Below are 14,254 nucleotides of genomic sequence, written 5' to 3'. Positions count from 1 at the left end.
GGCGGGCTTTACGCTGACGGTGGATAATCTGCCGCCAACGCAACCGCTCCCGCCCACCATTACGGACGACGTCAATCCGATAACCGGGGTCGTGACAAACGGCATGACTAACGACACCACGCCAACGTTCAGCGGCACGGGGAGTGTCGGCGATCTCATTACCCTCTATCTTAATGGCAACTCTTCGTCGCAGGGTACCGCAACGGTTGGGGCAGACGGTAGCTGGAGCTTTACACCATCAGTGCCACTTCCCCAGGATGTTTATCAGGTGACCATTACGGCGACCGATCCTGCTGGCAACGTCAGCCCGCCATCAGATGCCATCCTCCTGGAGATCGATACAACGCCCTCTGCCTCCCCTGTTATTCTTGCCGTCAATGATAATGTCGGTGGTTTCCAGGGCGATCTTGCACCTGGCGCAATAACAGATGATACGACGCCAACTATTCGCGGAACCGGCACTGACGGCGACACGATCACGCTGTACAACGGCAGTACGATTATCGGTACCACAACGGTGGTTGGCACCACCTGGAGTATTACTCCTGGGACGGCACTGGCAAACGGAAGTTATACGCTAACGGCCATTGCAACCGATGCGGCGGGGAACGCCAGTACCCCATCAAACAGCGTAGCGTTTACGGTTAGCAGCACCGTGCTGACCCTACCGCAGGTTACAGATATTGAAGATGACGCTGGCGTCATTATCGGTTCATTGACCAACGGTAGCATCACGGATGATACCCCCCCAACAATCAGCGGGACCGGTGCGCCGGGCAGTACGGTAGTCATTTTCGATGGCGGCAATCCCATTGCCGAAACCCTCGTTGCGGCGAATGGTAGCTGGAGTATTGAGATTACGCTGACGGGCGATGGCCCGCACACGCTGACGTTCGGCGCCAGGGATCCCGCGGGTAATTCCCTGGCGGCAGGAAACCCTGTGATGTTGATACTCGATACGCAGCCTCCTGCCGAGCCAATCGTCACCTATGTTGACCCGAACGGCACGCTGGTGAGCGGGACAGCCGAGCCGGGCAGTACCGTCATCATCAGAAATGGTACCACGGTACTGGGTCAGGGCATTGCGAACAGCGTTACAGGTGTCTACACCGTCACGATATCACCCGCACAAACTACGGGGCAGAATCTGAATGCAATCGCCCAGGATCAGGCGGGCAATAGCAGCGACCCTACGCCGTTTAACGCGGCCACTTCCAGTATTCCGCATCCGCCAACTCTCGAAATCATTGATGATGTCTCTCCCGTTACAGGAGTGATTGGCAACGGTAAATCCACCAATGACACCTCACCGCTGTTACAAGGAACCGCCACGGCAGGAGCAACGGTTACAATTTATCAGGATGGGAATGTAATCGCTACGGTCACCGCCGATGCCGTTTCCGGCGCATGGCGCTATCCATTATCCACTCCACTGACAAACGGCACGACCTACAATTTCACCGTATCGCAAACTGTAAACTCAGAACCCAGTGGGTTGTCGCCCAATTACGCCATCACTATCGATACTGCCGCCCCACAAGCCCCCGCGATCACCAGTGTGATTGACGACGTGTTACCAGGTACAGGATCGTTAGATACCGGACAAATTACCAACGATGCACGCCCGACCTTCAATGGAACCGGCGAAGCGGGTGCGACTATCACCCTTTACGATAAAGGTATCGCGATTGGCACAACCACAGTGAGTGGCAGCGGATACTGGAGCTATACTCCGACAAATGGGTTGGGAGAAGGCGAGCATATCTTTACCGCACGCGCAACGGATGCGGCAGGCAACCAGGGCGATCCCTCCAACAGCTTCCGAATTATTGTCGATACGTTAATCCCAAGCGCGCCCTCTATTGTGACGGTAACGGACGACGTCGGTACCCCGCAATCCCTTACATCCGGACAGCTAACCAACGACAACACCCCAACGCTTGCTGGCGTCACCGAGGCCGATTCAGTGGTTACCATTCGCGATAATGGCGCGGTAATTGGCACAACCACCAGCGATGAAAACGGCAACTGGAGCTTTACACCGGCTCCAGCACTTAGTGAAGGCAATCATTCGTTAACCGCAACCGTCACGGATGGCGCTGGCAATATCAGCCCGGCAAGCCCACCTTTCGTTCTGGTAGTTGATACGCTGCCGCCCGCGGCGCCGAACATTACCTCGGTGATTGACGATCAACCCGGCAACACATCGCTGACTAACGGACAATTGACTAACGATGCACAACCCACGCTGAACGGCAAAGGAGAGATCGGCGCATCTATCACCATCCGCGATAAAGGCGTTGATATTGGTACAACTCAGGTTGATGAATCCGGCAACTGGAGCTTCACGCCGGATGCCCCACTGACTCAGGGGCAACACATCTTTACCACCGTTGCCACCGACCAGGCGGGCAATATGGGGGGGGTATCTTCGTCCTTTACCCTCGAACTGGATTCTATCGCCCCGCAGCCCCCCATCATTAGCACGGTGCTGGACAATACAGCGCCCACAACAGGCGCGATAACCAATGGGCAGACGACAAACGAAACACGTCCGGCACTGAGCGGCACGGGCGAAGTGGGAGCGACCATTACCGTTCTGAGCGATGGTCAACCCATTGGCACTACCACCGTGGGTGCGGGAGGTATCTGGAACTTTACCCCAACGGATGCTCTGAGCAACGGACCACATACATTGACCGTCACCGCGACCGACAGTGCAGGTAACACCAGCCTTGCGTCGAACGGCTTTGGGCTCATCGTCGATACCATATCGCCGGGTATACCCGTCATTTCTCAGGTCGCAGATGATGTCGGCCCGCTGACGGGCAATCTGAACAACGGCCAGGTCACAAATGATGCGCAACCCACGCTCAGTGGTACGGCAGAAGCCAATTCCACGATCAAAATTTATGACAATGGCACCTATCTCGGTACCGCTCCGGTAGACGCCAATGGAGCCTGGAACTTCACGCCAACAGCCGGACTTGGAAATGGTAACCATGCGCTCACGGTGACCGCCACGGATGCAGCCGGAAACGTCAGTCAGTCATCCGCCGCATTTAACATCATTGTGGATACCGTTGCCCCGCTTGCCCCCACCATTATCCAGGCCGTCGATGATGTACAGCCCGGCACCGGGACTCTGTCCAGTGGAGCCTGGACCAATGACACCCGTCCGCTGCTCAGTGGCTCAACGGAAGCGAATGCCCGGGTCGCGATTTACGATAACGGCACGCTGCTGGGGACGGTAACAGCCACAATAGATGGGACGTGGGAATATCTGCCATCCACACTGAGCAACGGCCAACATACATTCACGGCTATCGCCACCGACGCCGCAGGCAATATCGGTGCCACCTCAAGCGGATTTATTATTAATATCGATACGACCCCACCGCCAATCCCACAACTGATCTCGGTCATAGATGACATCGCAGGGGGAGTTTTCAATACAGCGCTGAACAATGGGCAGCTAACCAACGATGCCCGCCCAACGCTCAACGGTACCGCCGAAGCCGGTAGCACTGTCAGCATCTATGACGGGAACACTCTGCTTGGTACTGCGCTGGTGCAAGGCAATAATAGCTGGACATTTACTCCGACCACGCCGCTCGCGACCGGGTCCCATACCTTCACTGTGACCGCTACCGATGCGGCAGGTAATACCAGCGGCGCAACAGCAGGTTTTACCGTGGTGGTGGACACCACAGCCCCGGCACAGCCTTCAATAAGTAGCATTATTGATGATGTTGGCCCCAACACCGGTGCGATTGGCAGCAACCAGCCCACCAATGACTCACGCCCAACCCTGAACGGATCCACAGAGGCCAACGCGCGAGTCGATATTTATGATAATGGCAGTTTTGTTATCAGCGTAACGGCTGACAGCACCGGCAACTGGAGTTACACGCCGTCCACTGCTCTGGCTCAAGGGGCTCATTCTTTTACCATCACGGCGACAGATGCGGCGGGGAATACCAGTGGATTATCGTCTGCGGCAGCCATTGTGGTCGATACCATCGCGCCCGGTGTTCCAACCGGGCTGGCGGTCAACGCCAATGGTACGGCGTTAACCGGCGTGGCCGAAGCGAACAGTACGGTCATTATCACCTCTGGTAGCGGAACGGTACTCGGCACCACGACAGCGAATGCTTCCGGTAACTTCACCTTTACCCTGAATCCACCGCAAATTAGTGGACAAACGCTGCTGGTTAGCGCACAGGACGCCGCAGGCAACATCGGTACGGCGGGTAACGTACTGGCCCCGTTTACCGGCGTACCGCCTGCGCCAGTGATCTCCAGCGTATTCGATGATGTCGGCACTATCACGGGCCTGGTCACCGCCGGGAAAACCACGAATGATACCCGCCCAACACTGAGCGGAACTGCGCAGGCAAACGCCGTTATCAACCTGTATAACAACGGCACGTTGATGGGGAGCACAACCGCAGACGGGAATGGGATCTGGAGCTTTACCCCATCCGGTGCGCTCAGCGAAGGCAACCACGCGTTTACTGCCAACGCCACAAATGCCAACGGCTCGAGCGTTTTGTCTGGCTCGTTCAGCGTCATTGTGGATACCACGCCACCGCCACCTCCTACGATTCTGATCAGCGCCGATGGCGGAACAGTGAGCGGCATTGCCGAAGCCGGCAGTACGGTGACGATATCCCTGCCTGGCGGTACCAGCGTGACAGCGGTCGCCAACAGCAGTGGCGTCTACAGTGCCACCTTGCCTGTACGCCAGATTGAAGGTCAGTCGTTATCTGCAACGGCAACCGACGCGGCAGGTAACACGTCATCGCCTGCCAGCGTCATCGCGCCGGTACTCCCCCTGCTGGCTGAAGATAATGTCACCCGTTTGCCGCTACAGACTGACGTGACAATCAGCACTGAGCATCAAAGCGATTACGGTTTCCTGCTGGTGAACGCACTGGGTAATGTCGCCAATGTGCTGGGTAACGACACGGCAAGTGTTAATTTCAGCATCCAGTCTGGCGGTAGTGGCTCCATCACCATTAACGCCGCGGCGACCGGCATTGTGCTGTCACTATTAAGCTCAATGGAGATTGTTATCCAGCGCTATGACTCCTTGCTCAACACATGGATAACCGTGGTCGATACCTCAAAACCCAATTTTGCCAGTTTGCTGACCATCGGAGCCTCTGGAGTGACGCTCAATTATGATGGGCTGACAGGCGGGGATTATCGCGTGGTCAGCTTCAACACTAACCTGCTGGCGACTGGCGCATACACTAGCCTGGACGTTGCCGTGGTGAAAACCAACGGCGGAACCATCACTGGGGGGACCACAGAATCCGGTAACATCATCACCGATACCGATCCAACTAACGGGCAAGATAACGCCCCTTCCGGCACGCTGGTCACCGCTATCACTGACGGTAACGGCAACGTCGTGAACGTCCCGGCGGGCGGCATTGATGTGCAGGGGAAATACGGCATTCTGCATATCAATCAGAATGGTAGCTACACCTATACCCTGACCAATACGTCAATCTCAGTGTATGGCCGTTCCGAAAGTTTCACTTACACGCTAACGCATGGTAGCGATCACTCCTCGGCAAAACTGGTGGTCACGCTGGGTCAGGCCCCGACCACCAGTACGGTAACGGCGGCAGACGATGTGGCTGCGCTGACTTACGGGACGCAGGTCATCGCAGTCGACAACCATCCATCACAACAAACCGGCTTCACGCTCGCCAGTGTTGGTTTGGGACAATTGCTGGATGTCAGCCTGGTCAACGGTTTGACCAACCCGATTAAATTCAACGTTGATGACGGCGCGACCCGAACGATAACGGTTCAGGCCAGCGTACTTGGCGTAACGCTGGGCGGCTTTGATCTCTATGTCTACCGCTTCAACGAGTCTATTCAGCAGTATGAGCAGTACCGGGTACAACCGAACTGGGTAACCGCCCTACTGAGCGGCAATTCACCCGCGTATACCATTACGCTGCCGGGCGGTGACTATCTGTTCCTGCTTAACGCTTCCGGCGGCCTGACGCTGCTGACCAGCTATACCCTGAATATTCAGGCCGATCACACCTACGCCGTCGACAGCCTGAGTGCGGCAACCAATGGAAATCTGCTGGCCAACGACTCGGCTCCGGCTAATACCGTTATCACCGAAGTGAACGGTGTCGCCGTTAACGCAACGGGCACTACCACCATTAACGGACAGTACGGCACGCTGACTATTGATGCAAAAGGGAACTACACCTACACGCTGAAAAGCGGACTGGGTGCAGACGGTATCAGCACACCGGACAGTTTCGTCTATACGGTCAAAGCCCCCAATGGCGATACAGGAAGCGCCTCGCTGAACATTACGGCGACCCCGCAAGCGCTGGACGCAGTAAATGACGTCAGCAGCATGATGGCGGTAAGTACCATTCAGGACTCTGCGGCATATGGAAGTGGCGCGCTGGGCACCGCGACAATTCCGACGCTGGGGAGCAAAGCAACTGGTACAGGTTCGTTTGATATCGCAACAAATGACGTACTGAAAGGCGCCACGCTCAACTTCAGCATCGGCACACTTATCACCGTCGGTACGCTGGGCGTAACCTGGACAATCACCGGTCCTGACGGATTCTCGCTTTCTGGCTCTGTACCCGCCAGCTCTATCAGCCTGTTAGGCAGTTCAATTGCCGTCTCGCTGGGTAATGCTGAGCTAGCCGCTGGTCATTACAGCATCAGCTTCACAGGAACAATGGGGGGACTGGCCGTTGGCAACGTCAGCATTACGCCAAACGTCACGGGTACGACATGGCACCTCAATACCTGGGACGTTAACACCACGACGGTGAATGGCAATATTTTTGATGGCAGTGATGCCGCTGGCGCGCACGATCAGCTCTCAACCGTCCATACCCAGCTCACTGTCACCGGTTTTAACGGCAGTACCGCCACCCTCAATCCGGCCGGCAGCGCCAGTAGCGCAACCATTCAGGGTCATTATGGTTCACTGACCATGAACCTGGATGGTTCATACATCTACACGCTGAAGCCGGGTACAACCGTAGCGTCGATAATCAGCAAAGAGACCTTTACCTATACGCTGAACGACCAAAACGGGCACACGGACACCGCTACGCTGACCATCAATATGAACCCGCAGATGGCAAGCACCGCACAGCATGACGTGATCACCGGATCGGTCTACGGCGATACGCTGATTTATCACCTGCTCAATGCCAACGACGCTACCGGCGGTAACGGGTCAGCGGACAACTGGACCAACTTTTCACTGGCTCAGGGCGACAAAATCGACATCGGCGACCTGCTGGTAGGCTGGAACGGACAAAATGCCACGCTCGGCAACTACCTCACAGTGACCACCAGCGGTAACAACACCATCGTGTCCATTGATCGCGACGGTACAGGCAACACGTACCACACCACTAACCTCGTAACGCTGGAGAACGTACACACCACGCTCGATGAGCTGATCCAACAAAATCACATTGTGACCTGAAACGAACGCCATACCACTATAACGATATAACAACAGCCCCGGATGCCGTGACGTCCGGGGCAATAACAATCGTCACTGCCCTATTTTGCAAGGGATAAACTATGAGAAATGTCGCCCCTGTTGCTGTACTGCTGGCATTAACGTTTTGTTCCGTTCGTGCGAATGCCGAAGATGAACCGCAAATTATTACGCCGGAAGGGCTGGCAACCAGTCAGATGCTTCCCTCTCTGGATGGTTCTGTGGCCGATCTACCGCTAAGCGTTGCCGCTCCCGGAAGCCTGACGCTTAACGACGCGGTGAGTCGCGCCGTGAGCTGGCATCCTTCTATTCGTGAATCCATTGGCAAACTGCTCTCGCAAAATGAGCAGATAGACGTGGCGAAAGCGAAATATTACCCGCAAGTTACAGCCGGAATGAACAACGGCTACAGCAATACCTACACTGACCATGGCTTCAGCCCTGCACTGGTCATTTCGGTGTCACAAATGCTGTATGACTTCGGCAAAGTCGCCAGCCAGGTGCGCGCCGAAACCGCCGGTTCAGCGCAGCAACAGGCAAACGTGTTACTCAGCATCGATACTGTCGCTCACGCTACCGCCAATGCCATCGTCCAGGTTCAGACATGGCAACAGATGGTGGATGCCGCCGAAGAGCAACTGGTCGCACTAAACGGTATTGGTCGACTGACCAGAGAACGTAATGATGAAGGGGCGACCTCGCTGTCAGACGTAGTGCAAACCGATGCGCGTATCGAGTCCGCACGTTCTCAACTGGCGCAATATCAGGCCAATCTCGACAGTAGCAAAGCGACATTGATGAGCTATCTCGGCTGGAACTCGCTTAACGGCATCAGCAATGAGTTTCCGGTAAAACTGGACAGCAGTTGCGATGTGGTAAAACCGGAGGATAAGTTAGTTCCTGCAGTGCTGGCGGCCTGGGCGCAGGCGAACGTCGCGCAGGCCAACCTTGATTACGCCAACGCGCAGATGACGCCAACCATTTCCCTGGAGCCATCTGTTCAGCACTATCTCAACGACAAATACCCCAGCCATGAGGTGCTCGACAAAACGCAGTACTCAGCGTGGGTAAAAGTCGAAATGCCGCTGTATCAGGGAGGCGGGCTCACCGCCCGACGCAACGCCGCCAGCCACGCGGTAGAGTCCGCACAGTACTCTATTCAGCGCACCCGACTCGAAGTACGACAGAAATTACTGGAATCCCGCAGCCAGGCAATGAGTCTCGCGACTGCATTGCAGATCCTGCGCCGCCAGCAGCGGCTGAGCGAACAAACGCGCGAACTGTATCAACAGCAGTATCTGGATCTCGGCTCACGCCCATTACTTGATGTTCTTAACGCCGAACAGGAGGTGTACCAGGCCCGTTTTGCCGAACTCCAGACCCAAAGCCAGCTTCGCCAGCTACAACTGAACTGCCTCTACAACACCGGATCGTTGCGCCAGGCGTTCGCCTTAAATAACCGCAGCATTCAATCGGTGGAGATCCAGCTATGAGCGACGTCGAGCCTGTTGTTGAAGATGCTATTGGCGAACCCACCCTGAGCCAGTGGGCGCAGGCAATGACGCATATTGCCAGCCACTACCGCGTTGCCTGTTCGCCTGGTGCTATTCAGGCTAACGCCCCGTGGTTTGAGGGGAAAAGCAAAACCCTTGCTTTGACGCAATTAGCGCGCCAGGCGGGACTTTCCTTTCATATGCTGGATACCGCAAAGCAGGTACTTAACCAATGGCGTTTACCGGTGGTGGCGGAACTGCACGACGGCCAAATCATGGTGATCGAACATTTTAACGGTGAAGATGCCCTGGATGTTTTTATCATCGCCGACGAGGGACAACGCAACCGGCTGGCAGTGGCTGAGCTTCTGCCAGAAATCCATACTATCACCGCACTGCGCCCGTTATCGGCGTTAAAAGACGGTCGGGTTGATCGCTATATTTCGCGCTTTAGACCCGACTGGATACGCGAGCTGGTTTTACAAGATATCCGCCCTTACCTGCCGGTCATGATTGCCGCCTTTCTGATTAACGTCCTGTCGCTCGCCGGGATTATTTTTTCGATGCAGGTCTATGACCGGGTGATCCCCGCCCAGTCTTATCCAACGCTGTATGTTCTCTCTACCGGTGTTCTGGTCGCGGTGCTGTTTGGCTTTTTGCTGCGCGAAGCGCGTACCCACATCATGGACCTGCTCGGCAAACGCGCCGATATGCGCATTTCCGATCGCGTGTTTAGCCACGCATTGCGGCTACGCAACAGCGCCGTCCCCCGCTCAACGGGGAGCTTTATTTCTCAACTGCGCGAGCTGGAACAGGTTCGTGAGATGATCACCTCTTCGACCATGTCGACCATTGTCGATCTGCCGTTTTTCTTTCTGTTTATCGTCGTACTGGCGTGCATTGCTCCACCGCTGGCGTGGATAGCCCCCGTCGCCGCCATTCTGATGATTCTGCCGGGTCTGTTATTACAAAAAAAACTGGCGGTGCTTGCTAACCAGGCCGCCCATGAATCCACTCTGCGCAACGCGGTGCTGGTCGAGAGTGTTCAGGGGCTGGAAGACATCAAGCTGATGCAGGCGGAAAACCGCTTTTTACAGCAATGGAACAGCTATATCCGCATTACTGGAGAGTCCGGGTTACGCACACGCAAGCTTACCCAGGGGCTGATCGGCTGGGGGATGTCAGTACAAAGCCTGGTTTACGCCGCCATCATTATGTTTGGTGCGCCGATGGTTATTGAAGGCACGATGACCACCGGGGCCGTGGTGGCGGCTTCAATGCTCGGTTCCAGAATGATCGCCCCGATGGCTAACCTGTGTGGTGTGCTGGCCCGCTGGCAGCAGGTCAAAGCAGCCAAAATGGGGCTGGACAGCATTATGCAACTTCCCACCGAGACGCAGCACGATGAAGACCGGGTACACCAGGAGATTTTTCACGGCCATTATCTGTTTGAGAACGCACACTTTCGCTACCACAGCGACGATCAGCGCGTTCCGCTGCGGATCTCGCGCCTGGAGGTCATGCTCGGCGAACGGGTGGCGATCCTCGGGCGTAACGGCGCCGGGAAATCAACGCTGCTGCAGGCCATGGCGGGTGGTGTGGAGATTATCCAGGGCGATGTCCGGCTCGACAACCTGAGCCTGGCGCAGATCGATATGGCCGATTTACGTCGCAACATCGGTTTTCTCAGCCAGAATGCGCGGCTGTTTTTCGGCACTCTGCGCGAGAACCTGACCCTCGGCGCACCGCATGCCAGCGACGCGCAGATCTTCGAAGCGCTGGAGGTCAGCGGCGCGGCGGCTTTCGTTAAACAGCTCGCCAAAGGGCTGGCGCACCCCATTATGGAAGGCGGCAACGGTCTGTCCGGCGGCCAACGGCAGTCGATCCTGCTGGCAAGAATGCTGCTACGCTCACCCAATATTGTCCTGCTCGACGAACCCAGCGCCTCGCTGGATGAACATACCGAACGGGAGTTTATTCAGCGCCTGAACCTGTGGCTGGGCAACCGCACATTGATTGTTGCAACCCATCGCGTACCGGTTCTGGAACTGGTCGAACGCGTGGTGGTGCTCAAAGAAGGTCAACTGGTCATGGATGCCCCGAAAGCGCAGGCGTTGAATGCGAGCCGGGCACCAGCCCCAATTCACGGTCGGGAGTGGAAAAATGAAAACCAATCCGCATGACGTCGCCATGGACGATCTCGATATCCGCCGGGAACACCGTTTTTCCGGGGCCAGCCGCATTATTCTGCTCAGCACGCTGCTGTTTGCAGTCCTGGGGATCTGGGCATATTTCGGCAAGCTGGATGAAGTCTCGACGGGCAGCGGGAAAGTGATCCCCAGCTCGCGCGAACAGGTATTGCAGTCGCTTGACGGAGGGATCCTCGCCGAACTCAGCGTGCACGAAGGAGATAAAGTTCAGGCCAACCAGATTGTCGCCCGCCTCGACCCAACGCGTTCGGAGTCCAACGTGGGTGAAAGCGCCGCCCGCTATCGCGCATCTTTAGCGTCAAGCGCCAGACTGAATGCCGAAGTCAACGATTTGCCGCTAACGTTCCCCAGCTCGCTGCAGGCCTGGCCGGATCTTATCGCCTCTGAAACGCGGCTGTATAAAAGCCGTCGCGCGCAGCTTGCTGATTCTATGGTGGAACTGCAGGATGCGCTGGTCTCGGTAAATAAAGAGCTGGCCATTACCCAACGGCTGGAGAAAAGCGGTGCCGCCAGCCACGTAGAAGTGCTGCGCCTGCAACGACAAAAAAGCGATCTTGGACTCAAAATAACCGATCTGCGCTCGCAATATTACGTGCAGGCGCGTGAAGCGCTGTCGAAGGCCAACGCCGAGGTAGATATGCTGGCGGCTATCTTAAAAGGTCGCGAAGACTCCGTCACCCGCCTGACCGTTCGCGCCCCGATGCGCGGTATCGTAAAAAACATCCAGGTCACCACGATTGGCGGCGTGATCCCTCCTAACGGCGAAATGATGGAGATTGTCCCGGTAGACGATCATTTGCTGATTGAAACCCGCCTGTCACCGCGCGATATCGCGTTTATCCACCCCGGACAGCGGGCGCTGGTGAAGATTACTGCCTATGACTACGCCATTTACGGAGGGCTGGAGGGCGTGGTCGAAACCATCTCCCCGGACACCATTCAGGACAAAGTGAAACCGGAAATTTTCTACTACCGCGTGTTTATCCGTACCCATCAGGACTTCTTACAGAACAAGCTGGGACGCCATTTTTCTATCGTACCGGGCATGATTGCCACTGTGGATATAAAAACAGGTGAAAAAACCATCGTCGACTATTTAATCAAACCATTTAATCGTGCAAAAGAAGCACTGCGCGAGCGGTAAATCCTTGCGGTTAAAGGGTTGTGGGGGCTGGTCACGCGTGTCACAAGTCTGTTATACTTGTTCTAACACATTGGGGCTGATTCTGGATTCGACGGGATTCGCGAAACCCAAGGTGCATGCCGAGGGGCGGTTGGCCTCGTAAAAAGCCGCAAAAAAATAGTCGCAAACGACGAAAACTACGCTTTAGCAGCTTAATAACCTGCTCTGAGCCCTCTCTCCCTAGCTTCCGCTCTTAAGACGGGGATCAAAGAGAGGTCAAACCCAAAAGAGATCGCGTGGATGCCCTGCCTGGGGTTGAAGCGTTAAATCTAATCAGGCTAGTCTGGTAGTGGCGTGTCTGTCCGCAGGTGCCAGGCGAATGTAAAGACTGACTAAGCATGTAGTACCGAGGATGTAGGAATTTCGGACGCGGGTTCAACTCCCGCCAGCTCCACCACTTTTTAGTTGTTTGAAGTACAATGAAGTCTACTAAGCCCGCACAGCACAAGCTCTGCGGGCTTTTTTACGTCTATTGTCGTCCAGTGAGAATTGCTGAGAACTATCACTTATGGCACCCTGAATGGGACCCACAACGAAGGGTCCAAAAATCGAGGGTCCCAAAATGGCAAAAATCGCTAAGAAACTCACTGACACTGAAATCAAAAGCACCAAGCCAGCCGACAAAGAAATCAACTTGTTTGACGGTGATGGTTTGATCCTGCGAATCGCTCCTCTCGCAAAAGGAGGGAAGAAAAATTGGTATTTCAGATATGCGGTGCCAGTGAGTAAGAAAAGAACCAAAATGAGCCTTGGGACCTACCCTCACCTCACTCTGGCAAGAGCAAGAGCCTTGCGAGATGAATACCTTTCCTTGCTTGCCAATCGCATTGATCCTCAAGTCCATAACAACAATAAAGCTAATGCCTTAAAGAATGCTACTGAACACACTCTCCAAACCGTGGCAAGGAAATGGTTAGATGAGAAGGTAAAGACCTCAGGTATCTCACAAGACCATGCAGAAGACATCTGGAGAAGCCTGGAGAGAAATATCTTTCCCGGCTTGGGTAATGTTCCTATCAATGAGATCCGCCCCAAACTCTTAAAGCAACATCTCGATCCTATTGAGCAAAGAGGAGTCCTCGAAACTTTACGGCGAATCATTTCCCGATTAAATGAAATTTTTCGTTATGCTGCAACTGAGGAACTTATCGAGTTCAATCCTGCTGATAACCTTGGGCAACGGTTCAGTAAGCCGAAGAAACAGAACATGCCAGCATTACCCCCTTCCGATCTCCCCCGCTTCCTGGTTGCTCTAAACAATGCTTCTATCCGTTTAGAAACAAGGCTACTGATTGAGTGGCAACTTCTAACATGGGTTCGCCCTGGTGAAGCTGTTCGCACAAGATGGTCAGATATTGATATAGAAACCGGCATGTGGAACATACCATCCGATTTTATGAAAATGAAGAAGCCACATAAGGTCCCATTAAGTAAAGAAGCTTTGCGAATATTGGATTCAATGAAAGCCATCAGTGGGCACAGAGAGTGGGTTTTCCCCAGTATCAAAGCTCCACTCAATCATATGCATGAACAAACAGCGAATGCGGCCATAATCCGTATGGGCTTTGGTGGAGAGCTTGTAGCCCATGGAATGAGATCTATTGCACGAACGGCCGCAGAGGAGTCGGGTAAGTTCAGGACAGATGTCTTAGAAGCGGCCCTTGCTCACTCGAAGAAAGATGAAATAATTGCCGCATATAATCGCGCAGATTATCTCGCAGAACGAGTGGTTCTCATGCAATGGTGGAGCGGCTATGTGCAAGCTCAAAGGTTAAAAGCTTATGCTGCCTGAACAATTGACAAAGCAGAAAAGAAAATAAGTACTATATTTCCCCGTAGCAATAATACC

General features: G+C 54.8%; 5 protein-coding genes and 1 other RNA gene. All 6 read left to right on the top strand.

Translation table 11 applies throughout. The features are described 5' to 3' along the window. Positions 1-7,501 (top strand): BapA/Bap/LapF family large adhesin (locus tag FDX03_RS19160; RefSeq protein ID WP_249357112.1); only part of this gene is annotated, 7,501 nt, incomplete at its 5' end. 101 nt (positions 7,502-7,602) lie between these two features. Next, the gene (locus FDX03_RS19155) at positions 7,603-9,012 is read left to right on the top strand and encodes a TolC family outer membrane protein (protein WP_048212944.1); all 1,410 of its coding nucleotides are present in this window, start codon (positions 7,603-7,605) and stop codon (positions 9,010-9,012) included. Beyond that, a complete protein-coding gene (locus FDX03_RS19150) occupies positions 9,009-11,195 on the top strand; it encodes a type I secretion system permease/ATPase (RefSeq protein ID WP_137346420.1) in 2,187 nt (728 codons plus the stop codon). The genes FDX03_RS19155 and FDX03_RS19150 overlap by 4 nt, the downstream gene beginning before the upstream one ends. Before the next feature lie 7 nt (positions 11,196-11,202). After that, the gene (locus FDX03_RS19145) at positions 11,203-12,366 is read left to right on the top strand and encodes an HlyD family efflux transporter periplasmic adaptor subunit (RefSeq protein ID WP_105242216.1); all 1,164 of its coding nucleotides are present in this window, start codon (positions 11,203-11,205) and stop codon (positions 12,364-12,366) included. A 72-nt stretch (positions 12,367-12,438) separates the two neighbouring features. Next, positions 12,439-12,802, top strand: a transfer-messenger RNA (tmRNA) gene (gene ssrA / locus FDX03_RS19140). 165 nt (positions 12,803-12,967) lie between these two features. Then, positions 12,968-14,197, top strand: a complete 1,230-nt coding sequence (locus tag FDX03_RS19135) for an integrase domain-containing protein (protein ID WP_170973112.1) — start codon at positions 12,968-12,970, stop codon at positions 14,195-14,197. Positions 14,198-14,254 lie beyond the last annotated feature (57 nt).

It is taken from the genome of Citrobacter sp. wls827 (genome assembly GCF_005280875.1).
Lineage (GTDB): Bacteria > Pseudomonadota > Gammaproteobacteria > Enterobacterales > Enterobacteriaceae > Citrobacter > Citrobacter youngae.
This window is presented reverse-complemented; position numbering and strand designations above follow the sequence as displayed.

What these genes read in the sequence shown, in the direction of transcription:
- FDX03_RS19155 (WP_048212944.1), top strand. Translation starts at nt 7,603, where the DNA reads ATGAGAAATGTCGCCCCTGTTGCTGTACTGCTGGCATTAACGTTTTGT.
- FDX03_RS19150 (WP_137346420.1), top strand. Translation starts at nt 9,009, where the DNA reads ATGAGCGACGTCGAGCCTGTTGTTGAAGATGCTATTGGCGAACCCACC.
- FDX03_RS19145 (WP_105242216.1), top strand. Translation starts at nt 11,203, where the DNA reads ATGGACGATCTCGATATCCGCCGGGAACACCGTTTTTCCGGGGCCAGC.
- FDX03_RS19135 (WP_170973112.1), top strand. Translation starts at nt 12,968, where the DNA reads ATGGCAAAAATCGCTAAGAAACTCACTGACACTGAAATCAAAAGCACC.